The organism is Brevibacterium casei CIP 102111 (assembly GCF_900169275.1).
Taxonomy (GTDB): domain Bacteria; phylum Actinomycetota; class Actinomycetes; order Actinomycetales; family Brevibacteriaceae; genus Brevibacterium; species Brevibacterium casei.
The window spans coordinates 319840-336251 of sequence record NZ_FXZC01000001.1 but is presented as its reverse complement, the minus strand read 5'-3'; the positions used below and the strand labels follow the sequence as shown (position 1 = coordinate 336251).

Genomic DNA, 16412 nt, shown 5'->3' with positions numbered 1-16412 from the left:
CCCCCTCAGCGGAGGGGGCGCCGCTCCGTCGTCGTGCGTCACTGCCGCGAGGACGGTCCGATCCGGCTCCGCCCGGCACCGTCCGGGGCACTCAGCCCACGGCCGCGCGGTCGAGTCCCCACGCCTCGGCGCCGGGCTGCGCTCGAACACGCGCGTGGACGGCTGAACCTCAGGGCAGCGGCCGCGCCGCGGTGACCTCGTCGAAGAACTCGATGACGACGGCGAAGACCTCGTCGCGGACGTCGGGTTCGTTGTGGACTTCGTGCCGGACCCCTGCCCACAGCCGAGTCGTCACGGCCGGATGGCCCGCCGCGACGAGATCGTCGGCGACGCTGCGGACACCCTCTCCCCAGTCGCCGACGGGATCCTCCTCCCCGGCGATGAGGAGCACCGGCACCTCGTGGGGGACGCGGGAGGCCCAGCCGGCTCCGTCGACCCGCTCGTAGAGTGCGGCGAAGGAGGCGGCGAAGCCCGCGGTGACGGGACGCTGCCCGAGGTTGAGCGGATCGGAGACGTAGTCGGCGAGGACGGCGGGCGATCCCGAGACCCAGTCGATCGGCGTCGCGTCGGAGCCGTACCGTCGGTTGAGGGGACCGAGCATGAGCGCGAGCGCGCCCGAGTCGACGGCGCCGGCGCCCTCGTCGTGGATCTGTGCGAGAGCGTGATCGCGGCCCTCTGCGATTCCGAGCATCCCGGCCGGGGTGCCGCAGAGCACCGCCCCGGCCACGTCGCCGCAGCACTCGGCGAGGTAGGCCCGCATGATCATCGACCCCCAGCTGTGGCCGAAGACGAGGAAGGGCACGTCGGGGACGATGGCCCGCGCCCGGAGGGCGAGTTCGGCCTCGTCGGAGACGAAGACCCCGGGGTCGGCACCACCGGAGTCACCCCAGGAGTCATTGGCCACCGCTGTGGTGCCGTGCCCGAGATGGTCGTCGAGCGCGACCGCGTAGCCGGCGTCGAGGAGCGCCGAGACGAGCGGCAGGTAACGACGCGCATGTTCGCCGAACCCGTGGACGATCTGGACGAGTCCCCGCGGCCTCTCCGCCACCGGCGTGTGCACCCAGGCGCGCACGTCGTCGCGGCCGTTGCTCGAGGGGAACGTGAGATCGAAGACGGCCATAGGGGTGCCTCTCAGTCGGCGCGATGCGGATGCGTGATCAAACTCACACCAGCCTACCGGCGAGATTGCGCAGATCGGGTGCTTCGACGGCACTTTTCGCGAGTGCCGGACCCGCACCGCCGAGGTGGCATCGAAGACCTCTCGACCACCCTCCTGCGGTCGGATCGGCGACCGTCTCGACGGTCTACCGATCCGGCGCGTCAATGACTGTCGTGGTGACTTCGGATGACGGAGATGATGACCGGGGAATGACTGCCGGCATCGATCGGAAAGCGCGCAATCCCTGATCAATACTGATCAGAAGGGCCTCCGACTGAACAGTGTTCGGCACCGCATGTCACCAGAATGAGCGAATGATGGTGAATGACAAAGACCCCGGGGCGCGTAATCGCGTCATCCCGGGGTCCTCGCAGCACTCCCCTCGAGTACCCGGACGCATCCCCATACGTCCGTTATGTCCACCCGATCCCCACCGGGCGGACATCACAATTCCACCACACCTTCCGCACAGTTGTAAAGGTTGATCTCACACTTATTTGCTCTCATTGAATGAGAGAATCAGTGTTTCGTCAGCGAGAACCCGCAGATGAGAGGGCTGGTCGAGATCATTCAAGCCTCAACTTCCCTCGTTATTCAGGGCCGAAAAACTTCTCGGATGTCGATACCGTCAGGCCCTGCCCGTCTTCGCTCTCCCCTCCCCTGTCGCGTCCGTGCTGCCGGTCGAAGGCGAAGCCCGCAGAGCCGCGGCGGATGAGCCCCCGCGGAAGGAAGCGGGCGAGCCCCGCTGCCAGCCGGTACTGCGCCCCAGGGACCGAGACGACCCTGCCGCGTCGGGCATCGCGCAGGGATGTGCGCACGACGTCATCGACGCTCAGCCAGATCCACCCCGGTCCCGGTCGGCGTGCGCCGAGGCGTTCGTGGAACTCCGTGTGGACGAATCCGGGCAGCACCGCAGTGACCGTCACCGGGGTGTCACGCAGCTCCCCGGCGAGCGCCTCGGTGAAGACGAGACTCGACGCCTTCGACGCGGCGTACTGGCCCATCGTCGTCAGCGCGGCAAGGGAGGAGACGGTGATGATGCCTCCGCGTCCGCGTTCGCGCATCCCGGCCGCTGCGGCCAGGGAGAGGTCGCGCACGGCTGCCTGGAGCACGGTGTCGAGGGCCGCGACGTCTGCGGGATCCGAGTCGAGGAGTCCCTCAAGCAGTCCGTAGCCCGCGTTGTTGATCAGCACATCGATGCGCCGGGTCCCGATGAGGTCGACGAGGCGGCCGATGTCCTCAGGATTCGAGAGGTCGGCGGGGACCACCTCGGCGCGGATGCCGAACTCGGACTCCGCCTCCCCGGCGACCTGCCGCAGACGCTCAGCACTGCGGGCGACGAGGACGAGATCGAAGCCGTCGGCGGCGAGCGCACGGGCGTAGCCGCGGCCGAGGCCGGCGCTCGCCCCGGTGACGAGCGCCCGGGGTCGGGATCGGCTCGCCCCGGTGACGAGCGCCGTGGTCATCGCGCGCCCTGGCCCATCCGCACGGTCAGCGACTGGGCGGCGGTGCCGATCGGCCCGTCGACGTCGCTGAGCACGCTCGCCGTCTCCCCCACCCCGGTCGGCCCGAAGGCGACCCGGGTCTCGAGGCCGACCCAGCCGGGTGTCGGAGTGCGGATGAGGTGGATGGTGAGGTCGACGTTGGGGAAGAAGGTCGTGCGCGGGTCGACGCGCACGGCGAGCCCGTTGGCGGTGTCGACGTACTTGACGAGCGCCGCGGCCGGCGGGTCGACCTCACCGTCGACGAGCGGGAGGTCGGAGGTGATCCAGCTGCGGGCGCGCCCGGGACGCGCGTCATCGGCCTGCCGTCCCCGCAGAGAGGCGATGTAGCCGCCGCCCCACCGCTCGCTCAGCCCCTGCTCGGGCATGTCCTCCGGAGCGGGCAGCGGGGTCCATTCGTCGCCTGCCACCGCCGAGGTGTCGCTTCCGAGCAGCCGCCACACCCGCGCCCGGATGCTCACCCTCTCACCGTGGCGCATCGTCGCCTCGACGAGTTCGATGGTCCGCCCGGGGCGGACGACGTCGACGTCGACGGTGAACTCTCCGGAGTGGATGACGCCGAGGACGTCGAAGCTCACCCGCGAGACGATTTTGTCACTCGGCAGGCGGCGTTCCACCTCGGCGAGGACGAGCCCGGAGGCGGGAGCGAGATGCTGCTCGCCCGGCTGCCAGGCACCCTGACTGTGCAGGGTCGAGGCGAACCGGTCCTCCCCGAGGCGGACGTAGTAGGAGTCGGGCACGGTCGCACCGTCGTGGCCGAGGTGCTGGTTGGAGGCATCAGGCATGCCGTCAGACTATCGGGTGCCTGACGAGCGAACACCGTCTAGGGTGGAGGGGTGAGAATCGCAACGTGGAACGTCAACTCGATCCGTGCCCGTGCCGAGCGGATCGGCGCGTGGCTCGACCGCTCCGACGCCGATGTGCTCGCGATCCAGGAGCTCAAGTGCCGGGACGACCAGTTCCCCCGGGAGGTCTTCGACTCCCGCGGCTACGAGGTCGCCTTCCATGGACTCAACCAGTGGAACGGGGTCGCGATCGCCTCCCGAGTCGGCCTCGAGGACCCGCAGATCGGCTTCGCCGGCATGCCCGCCTACAACGACGCCGACGAGGCGCGGGCGATCTCTGCCACGTGTGGAGGGGTCCGGGTCCATTCCCTCTACGTCCCCAACGGCCGTGAGCTCGGCCATCCCCACCTCGACTACAAGCTCGAGTGGTACCGGGCGCTGACCTCGGTCGTCGCCGATCGACTCGCCGCGGACCCGGAGGAGAAGCTCGTCCTCTGCGGTGACTTCAACGTCGCCCCGCTCGACGAGGACGTCTGGGACATGGCCGCCTTCGAAGGCGCCACCCACGTCTCCCCACCGGAGCGGCAGGCCTTCTCCGACCTCCTCGGCGCCGGCCTGACCGAGGTCACCCGCCAATTCACCCCCGGCCCCGGCGTCTACACGTACTGGGACTACCAGCAGCTGCGCTTCCCGAAGAAGCAGGGCATGCGCATCGACTTCGAACTCGCCTCGCAGGCGCTCGCCGCCACAGCCTCGGCGGCGATGATCGACCGCGAGGAGCGCAAGGGCAAGGGAGCCTCCGACCACGCCCCGGTCATCGTCGACTTCGACCTCTGAGCGACCGGGCACAGCTTCGGACCAAAGCCGACGAAAGCATGGACATCGCCCCTCTCATCTGGTGAAGTTGGAGCAGGAGGAAGGTGACGACGATGTCAGCAACAGTCCGTGAGCTTGTCGGAGAGGCCTACGAGCGGCGTGAGTCCACGTGGAGGGCAGCGCTCGAGACGGTCGAGGATTGGGTCGACGCGGCACGGGCGAGATCACCCCAGCTCACCGAGGACCGGATGCAGGTGGTTCCGGGCCGGATCAAGGACCCCCTGCGCACGGGCGAGAAGCTGCGGCGCAAGCTCGCCGATGCCAACGATGAGATCCATGAGGCCGTCGAGGTCGAGAACCAGGTCATCGACGTCGTCGGGGCCCGCGCCGTGTGCCGCACGGAACGCGAGCAGTCGGTCCTCTGGGACATCCTCACCGACCCGAACGACGATTCCGCGCTCACCATCGCCGAGGTGCGCGACTACTCCGCGCACCCGAAGCCGTCCGGCTACCGCGGCCGCCACCTCATCGTCGAAGTCCCCTTCGACTCCGAACCCTCCGTCCTCGTCGAACTCCAGATCCGCACGATCCTCCAGGACGCGTGGTGCGTGCTCTCCGAGGAGCACCTGTTCAAACCCGGCCAGGTTCTCACTTCGGACTCGCAGCAGGAGCGGCTCTCCCTCGTCCTCGCCGGCCTCTTCGCTCAGGCGGACTCCGTGGCCGGATTCATCGCCGACGACGTCGGGGCCTCCCTCGGTCTCGGCAACTCCGCACCGCCGCGGACGATGACCGACCCCGCCGAGGAGGATCCCTCGATCGAGGTGACGATCCGCGAGCTCAACCACTCCTACGTCCTCGCCGCCGACGAGGTGGGCCGCCACGGCATCATCCGCTTCGAGACGCTCGGCCTCACCCCCGACAACCCCGACCGCGCGGGACTGCCCTCGCCTGGGGACACCCTGCGGGTGCGGATGGACGAGTCCCACTCGACCCGGTACTTCATCCCCGTCTCCGGGGAGGGCTGAGCCGCCACCTCGGCGAGGGCTGAGCCACCGCCTCGGCGAGGTCCGGATCGGCGTGCACGGTGCGGTCGTGGGCACCGACTAGACTTGCGTCCCATGGGAAAGAAGTCGAAGCGCTCCAAGGAAGACCTCATCGCCAAGCGGCTGGCCCGCGCTCAGGCCACGGCGTTCGTCGCCCGCCCCTTCGAGGGGCTGCCGTTCGAAGCCGACCTCATCTGCCTCCGCGAGCTCGTCCCCGCCGCCACCGCGCAGGTGCGCCTGAGCGAGGAGTACGGCGGCCACGAAGTGACGATCGCCTCCCTGCTACCTGCCGCATGGCAGGCCTGGCACCGGGAGGACGGCGCGCTCTACGCCGGCATGCAGGTCCCCGTGTCCTCGACCGATGCCTCCCGCGACGTGGCCCGCGGCATCCTCGCCGCCGCCGAGGCGGCCCCCGGCACGACGATCGAGGCGACGACCGAACCCGGTGAGGGTCCGAAGCTCCAGGACATCCTCGACACCGACCACCCGTTCTCCGTCCGCGTCCTCGAGACCTTCGAGTACTGGGACCTGCCCGGCGACGACGACGAGGTGGCCGCCGCCCTCGAACAGGCGAACGATTCGATCACCCCGACCGAGAAGCTCGCCTCCGTTGACTCCGCGTACTGGACGGAGATGTCGGGCCGCACCTACGTGCGCTGGGCCCGCAGCGAAGGTGAGGACGCCGTCGTCGACGCTCTCGCCAGGCTCGCTGCCGAGGGCGGCAACGACCTCGGCGGTCCCGGCACCTTCCTCGGCTACTTCCGCGCGCACGGGATCATCATCCCCGTCTGGGAGCTCGAGTTCGGCACGCAGGCCGATGACGTCGAGGAGCCGATCGCGGAATTCGCCGCCCGCCTCGACGCAGCGCTGAGCTCCGAGGAGCCGCTGAGCACGGAGGCCCGCCGGCTCCGCTCGGGCATCGTCGCCCGCCAGCTCACCATCCACTGACCGCCGCCCGCCTGCAGCCCGGGGCCACCGCCTCGGCGAGGGGATGAAGGAGAGGAACCGTCCTTGCCCGAGCACCAGACACCGAGCGGAATCGCCGCCGTCATCCCCGCCATGGACGAGGCGGAGCGGATCGCAGCGACCGTCGCGAGCACGAAGCTCATCCCCGGCGTCGACATCGTCATGGTCGTCGACGACGGATCGAGCGATGACACCGGCACCGTCGCCCGGCGGGCCGGCGCCGAAGTCGTCACCCACCGGAAGAACAAGGGCAAGGCCGCGGCGATGATGACCGGGGCGTTCGCGATCCGCAATCGCGAGATCTCCGAGGCCGCTCCCGGGCAGCCCCCGCAGCACCGCGCTCTGCTCTTCATCGACGGCGACCTCGAGGACTCCGCGGTCAACACCGCACCGCTCGCGGCCCCCGTGCTCGCCGGCGAGGCCGATATGACGATCGCGATCCTCCCCGCCCAGAAGCGCAAGGGCGGGGGCTTCGGCTTCGTCGTCGGGCTCGCGAAGAAGGGCATCGCCGAACTCTCAGGATTCGAGGCGACCCAGCCGCTCTCGGGCATGCGGTGCCTGAGCCGGGAGGCCTTCGATGCGGCCCTGCCGTTCGCCGCCGGTTGGGGGGTGGAGACGGCGATGACGATCGACGTCGTCAACGCGGGCCTGCGCGTCGAGGAGGTCGAATGCGACCTCCACCACCGGGTCACCGGCCGCGACCTCAAGGCTCAGCTCCACCGCGCAGCCCAGTACCGCGACGTCGCCCGGGCCCTGCTGGCGCGTCGACTGAAGGGCCGGAAGTGAGGTACGCGTACCTCGGCCCCGAAGCGACGTTCACCGAGGCGGCGCTGCTGCGCTACCTCGACGCCCACGACCTGCGGGAGCAGGCGACGACCCAGCCGATGCGCGGTGCCGCGGCCGCCCTCGACGCCGTCCTCGACGGCGACTGCCTCGCCGCGGTCGTCCCGATCGAGAACTCCGTCGAGGGCGGGGTGCCGGCGACGATCGATGCGCTCACCGAGCACGGCGACCTCCAGATCATCGCCGAGGTCGTCGTGCCCGTCCGCTTCGTCCTCGCCGTGCGTCCGGGCACCGCCGCCTCGGCGATCACCTCGTTCGGCACCCACCCGCACGGGGAGGCCCAGGTGCGCGGCTACATGGCCGAGCACTACCCCGACGCCGTCTACATCCCGACGTCGTCGACGGCCGCCGCCGCCCGCGACCTCGCGGGCGACGCCGCCGACCACGTCGCCGCGGTGTGTCCGGCGCTCGCTGCCGAACGCTACGGCCTCGAGGTCATCGCCACCGACATCGGGGACCGCCAGGACGCGGTCACCCGCTTCGTCGTCGTCACCCTGCCCGGTCGGATCCCCGCGCAGACCGGGGCGGACAAGACGACACTGGTGGCGGCCCTGCGCTCCGACCGGCCCGGTGCCCTCCTCGAACTCCTCGAGCAGTTCTCGACCCGCGGGATCACGATGTCGCGGATCGAGTCACGCCCCACCGGTGACCGGCTCGGCCTCTACCAGTTCTCCATCGACCTCCTCGGCCACATCAGGGAGGCCAGGGTCTCCGACGCCCTCGTCGGGGTCCACCGGGTCGCGATGAGCGTGAAGTTCCTCGGCAGCTACCCGAGTGCCGACGCCACCCGTCCGATCATCGATCCGACGACGACGGACTCCGCGTTCGCCGAGGCGACCGCGTGGCTGACCGGAGTCCTCGACCGCGACGACTGATCCCACCCCTGCGACGAAGGAGTCGACGATGGACACCGCCCCTGCCGGCACCGGCACGCCCCCTGCCCCCGACGCGATCATCGTCGGGGCGGGACTGGCCGGCCTCGTCGCCGCCTTTGAGCTCACCCGTGCGGGCAGGAGCGTCCTCATCGTCGACCAGGAGAACCGGGCCTGCCTCGGCGGGCAGGCGTTCTGGTCCCTCGGCGGGCTCTTCCTCGTCGACTCCCCCGAACAGCGTCGCCTGGGAGTGCGGGACTCCCTCGACCTCGCCCGCTCCGACTGGGCCGCCTCGGCGGGGTTCGACCGGGAGGAGGACCGCTGGCCGCGGAAGTGGGCCGATGCCTACCTCGACTTCGCAGCCGGGGAGAAGCGGGACTACCTCCACGGCCTCGGGCTGCGGCTGACCCCGATCGTCGGGTGGGCCGAACGCGGCGGCACAGACCCCACCGACCACGGGAACTCCGTGCCCCGCTTCCACCTCACGTGGGGCACCGGTCCCGAGGTCGTGCGGATCTTCCGGGAGCCCGTCGAAGCCGCCGAGGCGGCCGGCCGGGTCGACTTCCGCTTCCGTCACCGGGTCGATGAGCTGCTCACCGACGACCGCGGCGTCGTCGGCGTGCGCGGACGGGTGCTCGCACCGAGCCCGACGGCGCGCGGGATCGCCTCGAACCGGGAGGAGGTCGACGACTTCGAGTTCCGTGCCCCGGCCGTCATCGTCACCAGCGGCGGGATCGGGCACAGCTTCGAGACGATGCGCAGGTTCTGGCCGACCGAGCGCCTCGGCCCGTTCCCCGACCGGATGCTCGCGGGCGTGCCCGCCCATGTCGACGGGCGGATGCTCGGCATCGCCGAGGCGGCGGGGGCGAGTCTGATCAACCGGGACCGGATCTGGGCGTACACCGAGGGCATCGAGAACTGGAACCCGATCTGGCCGGGCCACGGGATCCGCATCATCCCCGGCCCCTCCTCGCTGTGGTTCGACGCCGCCGGGCAGCGTCTGCCCGCCCCGAACTACCCGGGATTCGACACGAACCGGACGATGGCCGCGATCCTGAGCACCAGGCACGACTACTCGTGGTTCGTCCTCAACGCCTCGATCATCCGCAAGGAGTTCGCGCTCTCGGGCTCCGAGCAGAACCCCGACCTCACGCTCAAGGACATCCGGGTCACCCTCGACCGCGTGCGCTCCTCCGATGCTCCCGCCCCCGTCGAGGCGTTCACCCGGTTCGGGTCCGACTTCGTCGTCGCCGAGACCACCGAGGAGCTCGTCGCGGGGATGAATGCCCGCTCCCGGGGCCCGGTCATCGACCACGATGACCTCGTCGCGCAGATCGCAGCCCGGGACCGGGAGATCGGGGACGCCGACCCCCGGGATCCGCAGGTGCAGGCGATCCACCGGGCCCGGCGCTACCTCGGCGATCGGATCGTGCGGGTCCAGCGCCCGCATGCGATCCTCGACCCCGCGCACGGACCGCTCATCGCCGTCCGGTTGGGAATCCTCTCGCGCAAGACCCTCGGAGGGCTCGAGACGGACCTCGACGCCCAGGTCCTCGACTCCGGCGGTGAGCCGATCCCGGGTCTCTTCGCCGCCGGTGAGGTCGCCGGGTTCGGCGGCGGCGGAATGCACGGGTACAACGCGCTCGAGGGGACGTTCCTCGGCGGGTGCATCTTCTCGGGACTCCGCGCCGGTCGTGCCGTGGCCGCACGGCCGCGGTAGGGCTTCGGCGGCCTCAGGCTGGATGACAGTGTGCGGCTCAGGCGGCGGGGCCGGGAGGCGTCGGCTCAGGCGGCGGGGCCGGGGTTCTCCGCGTCGGGAGCGGTCGCCTCGGCGCCCGAGACGGGTCCGGCGGGGCGCTGGAGGCGCGACGGGGTGAGGTACTGGGTCGTCGAGATCCCGAGCACCCGCTGCTGGCGGGTGAGGTTGTACGTGCGGTCGTGCTGGAGGTATTCGACGAGGAACAGCCGGGCGCTGTCTCCGCGCCGGAACAGCGACTTCACCTTGAGTCCCACCTTCGCGGCCACGAGCGCCTTGTCCTTGGCGATCGCCTCGATGACGACGGGGTCGTAGCCCATGCGGGCGAAATGTGTGGCCACCGCGTCCTTGAGGCGGTAGGGGATCGGGTCGCCGATGTTGAACGGCCCCGAGGCCTTGGGCACGTCGAGACACGCGAGTGCGGCCCGGACGAGGTTGTCGATCGCCGTCAGGGTCATTTTCTGCCGACCGCCGCCGGGCAGGGTGAGGACCCCTTTGCGTGCGAAGCAGCGCAGGCTGGGCATGAACATCGTCTCGTTCGGGCCGTAGACGGCGGCGGGGCGGAGGATCGCGGCGTCGGGACGGATGCGGGTGACCAGCTGCTCGGCGAGCACATGGGTCTTCGCGTAGTCGTCGTGGTACTCGCTCGGGTCCTTCGGACCCGCTTCCTCCCAGAGGTCGGTGTGCGGGGCCGTCGGTGAGTAGACGGTCGTCGAGGACAGGTGAACGATCCTCGCGTCCTCGAAGGCGTCGAGGACGTTGCGGGTGCCGGTGACACGCACGTCGTAGAAGTCGTCGTAGGCTGCGGTGACGTCGTGGATGCCGGCACAGTGGAAGACGGCGGTGACCTTCTTCGCCAGAGAGCGGATCGGGGCCGGCGCCTCCTGCCGGATGTCCCATTCGTGGAAGTTCACGCCCGGGATCTGCGGATCCCGTCGGCACAGGGCGTAGACCGGTTCATCACGGGTCGCCAGGGCACGGGCGATGGCACCGCCGATGAAGCCGCTCGCCCCGGTCACCACTATCGCCACGGCCGCTCCTCGCTCTTTCCCGCTCTCACCGATCCCGGGTGCGCGCATCCCCCTGCGGCATGTCGAGCATGGCCGGATCGGCATCGGTCAGGGGGAGTCCGCTGCACACGGAACACTGCCTTGCCTAAGGCAACTGTAACCGACCACACGGACTCGGCCGCGTCGGGCCCGCAGAAATCGTTCCCCACAAGACCTCATCGTGAGAATACAATTGCCTCAGCTGTAACCGCCCTTGTCCCCAGTCGCCTGGAATCAGGAGCCGCCGATGACGCCGCCGCACACGACCATCGGCCACGGGGCTGCGACGAAGGCCGCCGGGATCCACGCGCGGCCCGGACCACCGCGCCGGCACCCTCTCTCCCCCTCCGCCCTCACCGCCCAGCCGGACGTTGCCTTCACCGCCCGGCCGGGCCCCGCCATCACCGCCCAACCTGGCGCCGCCATCTCCGCCCGGGCGGACCCCGCGACCATCCACCGCCTCGGCGTCGAGGCGGTGGTGCAACCCTGATCTCGGCGACAATTCCCCCTCGAAAACCAAAGTTGAGTGGAATAGACTCAACTTTTGAGGTGTTGGAACGAAGAGAAGTCACACACACCAGTTGAAGGAGATGCGCATGGACGCACAGATGACGACCAAGTCACGAGAGGCGCTGCAGGCGGCGGTCAACGACGTCGTCGCGCGCCACAACAACCAGATCGAACCGGCCCACCTCGTCGCGGCGCTGCTCGAGCAGCCGGATTCCCTCGCCTCGAACCTGCTGGCCAAGGTCGGTGCCGACCGCCAGTCTGTTCTCACCGCCGTCGACGCCGTGATCGGCGGATTCCCCACAGTCAGCGGTCAGTCCGTCTCGCAGCCGAGCCTCTCGCGCGCCGGCCTCGAGATGATGAACCTCGCCCAGGAGGAGATGACGGCGCTCGGCGACCAGTACGTCTCCACCGAGCACCTCCTGCTCGCGGCAGCCGCGATGCACGACGGCTCGGGCGATGCCCTGCGCAGCAACGGCGCGAGCCGCGATGCGCTGCTCGCCGCCCTGCCGGAGCTGCGCGGCGGCAAGAAGGTCACCTCGGAGAACCCCGAGGACACGATGCAGTCGCTCGAGAAGTTCGGCATCGACCTCACCGCAGCCGCCCGCGAAGGCAAGCTCGACCCGGTCATCGGCCGTGACAAGGAGGTGCGCCGGGTCATCCAGGTGCTCTCGCGCCGGACGAAGAACAACCCCGTCCTCATCGGCGAGCCCGGCGTCGGCAAGACCGCCGTCGTCGAGGGCCTCGCCCAGCGCATCGTCGCCGGCGACGTGCCCGAGTCCCTGCGGGACAAGACGCTCATCAGCCTCGACCTCTCGGCCATGGTGGCCGGAGCGAAGTACCGCGGTGAGTTCGAGGAGCGCCTCAAGGCGGTCCTCGAGGAGATCAAGAACGCCGACGGCCAGATCATCACGTTCATCGACGAGCTCCACACGATCGTCGGGGCCGGAGCCGGCGGGGACTCCTCGATGGATGCCGGCAACATGCTCAAGCCGATGCTCGCCCGCGGCGAGCTGCGGCTCATCGGCGCGACCACGCTCGATGAGTACCGCGAGAACATCGAGAAGGACCCGGCGCTCGAACGCCGCTTCCAGCAGGTGTTCGTCGGCGAACCGAGCGTCGAAGACACCATCGCGATCCTCCGCGGACTCAAGGAGCGCTACGAAGCGCACCACAAGGTCTCGATCAACGACGGCGCCCTCGTCGCCGCAGCCGGCCTGTCGAACCGGTACATCACCGGCAGGCAGCTGCCGGACAAGGCGATCGACCTCGTCGACGAAGCGGCATCACGGCTGCGCATGGAGATCGACTCGGCTCCGGCGGAGATCGACGAGCTGCGCCGTGCCGTCGACCGCCTGAAGATGGAGGAGATGGCCCTGTCGAAGGAGACCGACTCCGCCTCCCAGGAGCGGCTGAGCAACCTGCGCGCCGACCTCGCGGACAAAGAGGAGAACCTCCGCGGCCTCGAGGCGACGTGGGAGTCCCAGCGGGCCGGCCTCAACCGGGTCGGCGAGCTGAAGACGAAGCTCGACGAACTGCGCTCGCAGGCAGAGAAGGCCCAGCGCGACACGGACCTCGAGACGGCGTCGCGTCTGCTCTACGGGGAGATCCCCGCGGTGCAGAAGGAGATCGCCGAGGCCGAGGCCGAGGAGGCAGAGGCCGACGCCGGCCAGACCAGCGATCCGATGGTCAGCGACAAGGTCACGGCCAACGACATCGCCGAGGTGGTGGCGTCGTGGACGGGCATCCCCGCCGGACGCCTCATGCAGGGCGAGGTCGAGAAGCTGCTCGGGGCGGAGAACGAGCTCGGCAAGCGCCTCATCGGGCAGAAGGATGCCGTTGCCGCGGTCTCCGATGCGATCCGCCGCTCCCGGGCCGGGGTCTCCGATCCCGACCGGCCGACCGGGTCGTTCCTCTTCCTCGGACCGACCGGCGTCGGCAAGACGGAGCTTGCGAAATCACTCGCGGACTTCCTCTTCGACGACGAGAAGGCCCTCATCCGCATCGACATGAGCGAGTACGGGGAGAAGCACACGGTCTCCCGCCTCGTCGGTGCTCCCCCGGGATACGTCGGCTACGACGAGGGCGGTCAGCTCACCGAGGCGGTGCGTCGGCGTCCGTACTCCGTCGTCCTCCTCGACGAGGTGGAGAAGGCGCATCCGAGCGTCTTCGACATCCTCCTCCAGGTCCTCGACGACGGTCGTCTCACGGATGGTCAGGGCCGCACGGTCGACTTCCGGAACACGATCCTCATCCTCACCTCGAACCTCGGTTCCCAGTTCCTCGTCGATCAGGCGATGACGGCGCAGGAGCAGAAGGATGCGGTCATGGACGTCGTCGCCTCGGCGTTCAAGCCCGAGTTCCTCAACCGGCTCGACGACATCGTGCTCTTCGACGCGCTGAGCAACGACGAGCTCACCTCGATCGTCGACCTGCAGATCAAGAGCATGGACAAGCGCCTCGCGGATCGTCGGATCACCCTCGACGTGACCCAGGAGGCCAAGGACTGGCTCGCGCTCGAAGGCTACGATCCGGCCTACGGTGCGAGGCCTCTGCGCCGTCTCGTCCAGCGCGAGATCGGGGACAAGCTGGCGCGGAAGATGCTTGCCGGCGACATCCAGGACGGGGACACGGTCCTCGTCACGATGCCCGAGCACGCCGACACGACGGGTCTGGAGCTCCAGGCCAAGCAGTGAGGCATCCGGGCTGAGCGGCCGACTGCTCATCAAGCCGACTGCTCATCCGGCAGACTGCTCATCCGAAGGAGGGGCGACCATCATGGTCGCCCCTCCTTCAGTGTGTCCGGGGACGTGAGCGGCTCGGGTGAGTGCGTGTCGAGGGCCGGCAGGTGGGGCGAGCACGAGCCCGACCGAGACGGGTGCCTCGTGAGACGCGTGCCTGCCTGCGGCGGGTGCCTCCCCGAGGCGGATCCGGTGCGAAATCCGGCCTGCATTCGCACCGGATCCTCCTCCGGGAGCGCCGTGGCCGGTCAGTCGGTGGCGCGATCGGCCTTCGAAGCGGCGTCGGGCCGCGGCGCCTCGGGAACCTGATCCCGACTCGTCCCAGCGCTGTCGGCACCGCCCGTCCCCGCACCGCCGGCACCGCCCGCACCGTCGGCGGCCCCACTGCCGACCCCAGCACGAGCACCAGCCCCAGCACCGACCCCGGCGGAAACGGACTCGCGTGCGGCACCGTCGGCTTGCGCGGCACCTCCGCGGGTCGAGGACCACCAGCGGCGGAGGAATGCGCTGAATCGTTCGAAGCTGCGATCTTTGATGAAGATCGCGTCGACGGCGATCATCGTCAGAGAGAACCACGGCAGGCCCATGAGCAGCGCGATGCCGAGGTGGAAGGAGAGGATGCCGACGAGCGCGATCGCCCGCGTCCACCGGTTGAAGAGCATGAACGGGAACGCGCTCTGGAAGAGGATCGACCCCCACGAGATGACGACGACTCCCGGCCCCCATGCGGTGACGAGGTCGGAGAGCACGGGCCAGGTGCCGAACTGCTGGGTCTGGAGCGGATTGTAGACGGCGAAGCCGTGCTGCCATGCGGTGCCGCCCGCCTTGTAGAGGGCACCGGACATGTAGATCGCGCACACCTGGAAGGCGAGGACGACGATCGCGAGGTTGTTGGCCATGATGAGGTACCACGGTCCGTCCTCGGGTCCGAGGTCGGTCCCGTGCCTCCGGCGCCTGCGCGCATCGAGCGACCAGCGCCTGGTCGTGTCGGCGAAGAGGAGGGCGATGAGGAACATCCGGTACGCGTTGTCGCCCTGGTCGCCGGCGCTGTCGTTGAGTTCGATGAAGCTCACCCAGAGGATGAGGTAGAACGGCAGGATGATGCGCGTGCGCCACCCGAGGATGACGGTGACGGCGAGGATCGCCAGCCCGATGATCATCGCCGTGTAGAGCGGCGGGTTCGTCACCGCCCGGTGGAAGAGGGAGAAGAGCCAGATGTTCGGGAAGTCGCTCTTCGGCTGGGCGATCTCCCCGTTCCACGCCGCTCCGACTCCGAAGGCGTAGTTGCGGGCCGCGAAGTTCGTCAGCAGCAGCCCGAGCCCCGTGATCCCCATGAGGATGCGGGTGACCGCGAGCCCGTAGGTCGCGTGGTAGCGGCCGGTGAGCAGCTCCTCGAGGCGGTTCCAGCCGCGTCCGAGTGCCGCGACGACCCGCGCGGAGACCGTCATGTCCTTCTCACTGCTCACTGACGCACCTCACTGTGTCCGAGGCGCAGAAGTACTGCGCGAACTCCTCGTTCGACTGGTTCTCGGCGAACGACAGGGCCCTCCAGCCGACGGGCACCGGCTGGATCGCGGGTCGCTCTGCGTCCTTGTCGTTGCGTTTGGCGAAGGGCACGACATTCTGCCGGGCGGCCTGGTACTGCACCCGCTGGACGTCCTCTCCCCAGACGGCGAGCGCGACTTGTGTCGCGTACCGGGTGGCGACCTCTTCGTCCTCGAGGTAGCTCGAGACCGCACCGTCGGGGTCGTCGTACTCCGACAGCTTGGCCTCGAGACGATCGACGGAGTCGTCGCCCTTGAAGTAGTCGAGCGCGACGATCGACTTGTGGTCGTCGCTGAGCTCCTCCCACGACCCCTTGAGGTCCGAGGCCACCCCGATCGCGAGACCGGCCGAGCGCGGAGGGAAGAGCTTGTACGTCGAATGGTCGAGTTCGACATCGGTGGCGCGGACCCAGTCGGTCGTCTCCTCGCCGCCGTCGGGGGTGGAGACGACGGCACGGACATCGAAGTAGTAGTCGCCGTTGATCGGCTCGGGGGCGAAGACGCTCCACGACTGCCCCCACATCGGGATCATGTACTTCGAGAGGAGGTCCCCGGGGATGACCTCGCGCAGGGCCGAGGACGGAGCGATCCAGAGGAAGGTGGCGAACAGGTGGAATCCGGTCAGCGCCATGGCGATGACCATGATCGTCCGCTTGAGCGCGGGATGAGTCTTCTTCTCGTCCATCTCAGTTCCGGGTCGTCGGCAACAGGTTCGGTTGTGCGATCGCCGTCCGGGCGCGACTCTGCGCCCTCCGATTCAGGAATCGCACAGACTCCAGGCTACTCGAGTTCGCCCGATACGCACCGGCCGATCACCGTGGAAGGACGG

Annotated in this window: 13 protein-coding genes; 7 read left to right on the top strand and 6 right to left on the bottom strand. The window is 69.4% G+C overall.

Going from position 1 to position 16412, the window contains the following annotated elements; translation table 11 throughout:
- Positions 1-169 precede the first annotated feature (169 nt).
- The 3 genes from BC102111_RS01500 to BC102111_RS01490 form a co-directional block, all read right to left on the bottom strand.
- On the bottom strand, positions 170-1120 hold the full coding sequence (locus tag BC102111_RS01500; RefSeq protein ID WP_063249603.1) for an alpha/beta fold hydrolase: 951 nt from the start codon (positions 1118-1120) through the stop codon (positions 170-172).
- A gap of 629 nt (positions 1121-1749) precedes the next feature.
- Entirely contained in the window at positions 1750-2625 is an 876-nt protein-coding gene (locus BC102111_RS01495) for an SDR family NAD(P)-dependent oxidoreductase (RefSeq protein WP_009378752.1), read from the bottom strand.
- Positions 2622-3446, bottom strand: coding sequence for a thioesterase family protein (locus BC102111_RS01490; RefSeq protein WP_063249602.1), 825 nt, complete (start codon positions 3444-3446; stop codon positions 2622-2624). The genes BC102111_RS01495 and BC102111_RS01490 overlap by 4 nt, the downstream gene beginning before the upstream one ends.
- 51 nt (positions 3447-3497) lie before the next feature.
- Between BC102111_RS01490 and BC102111_RS01485 the strand changes: the two genes are divergently transcribed.
- The 6 genes from BC102111_RS01485 (at position 3498) to BC102111_RS01460 (ending at position 9706) form a co-directional block, all read left to right on the top strand.
- Entirely contained in the window at positions 3498-4283 is a 786-nt protein-coding gene (locus tag BC102111_RS01485) for an exodeoxyribonuclease III (RefSeq protein ID WP_009378748.1), read from the top strand.
- Positions 4284-4375: 92 nt separating this feature from the next.
- Positions 4376-5287, top strand: coding sequence for a GTP pyrophosphokinase (locus BC102111_RS01480; protein ID WP_063249692.1), 912 nt, complete (start codon positions 4376-4378; stop codon positions 5285-5287).
- Between the two features lie 93 nt (positions 5288-5380).
- Positions 5381-6253 (top strand): DUF5926 family protein, encoded by an 873-nt coding sequence (locus BC102111_RS01475; protein WP_063249600.1) that lies wholly within the window; start codon positions 5381-5383, stop codon positions 6251-6253.
- A gap of 63 nt (positions 6254-6316) precedes the next feature.
- Positions 6317-7057 carry a glycosyltransferase family 2 protein gene (locus BC102111_RS01470; protein ID WP_063249599.1) on the top strand — a complete coding sequence of 247 codons (741 nt, stop codon included), beginning with the start codon at positions 6317-6319 and terminating at the stop codon, positions 7055-7057.
- Positions 7054-7989, top strand: coding sequence for a prephenate dehydratase (gene pheA / locus BC102111_RS01465; RefSeq protein ID WP_063249598.1), 936 nt, complete (start codon positions 7054-7056; stop codon positions 7987-7989). Before BC102111_RS01470 ends, pheA begins: the two co-directional genes overlap by 4 nt.
- A gap of 28 nt (positions 7990-8017) precedes the next feature.
- Positions 8018-9706: an FAD-binding dehydrogenase gene (locus BC102111_RS01460; protein ID WP_063249596.1), complete on the top strand. Its 1689-nt coding sequence runs from the start codon at positions 8018-8020 to the stop codon at positions 9704-9706.
- A 65-nt stretch (positions 9707-9771) separates the two neighbouring features.
- Here the strand turns inward: BC102111_RS01460 and BC102111_RS01455 are convergent, their stop codons facing one another.
- Positions 9772-10773: an NAD-dependent epimerase/dehydratase family protein gene (locus BC102111_RS01455; RefSeq protein ID WP_231882208.1), complete on the bottom strand. Its 1002-nt coding sequence runs from the start codon at positions 10771-10773 to the stop codon at positions 9772-9774.
- A 614-nt stretch (positions 10774-11387) separates the two neighbouring features.
- Here BC102111_RS01455 and clpB point away from each other — a divergent pair.
- Positions 11388-13994, top strand: a complete 2607-nt coding sequence (gene clpB, locus BC102111_RS01445) for an ATP-dependent chaperone ClpB (RefSeq protein WP_009378729.1) — start codon at positions 11388-11390, stop codon at positions 13992-13994.
- Between the two features lie 293 nt (positions 13995-14287).
- Here clpB and BC102111_RS01440 read toward each other — a convergent pair whose 3' ends face one another.
- Together BC102111_RS01440 and BC102111_RS01435 are read right to left on the bottom strand one after the other, a co-directional pair.
- Entirely contained in the window at positions 14288-15505 is a 1218-nt protein-coding gene (locus BC102111_RS01440) for an HTTM domain-containing protein (RefSeq protein WP_231882206.1), read from the bottom strand.
- A complete protein-coding gene (locus BC102111_RS01435; protein WP_063249591.1) occupies positions 15495-16268 on the bottom strand; it encodes a DUF5819 family protein in 774 nt (257 codons plus the stop codon). Before BC102111_RS01435 ends, BC102111_RS01440 begins: the two co-directional genes overlap by 11 nt.
- Positions 16269-16412 lie beyond the last annotated feature (144 nt).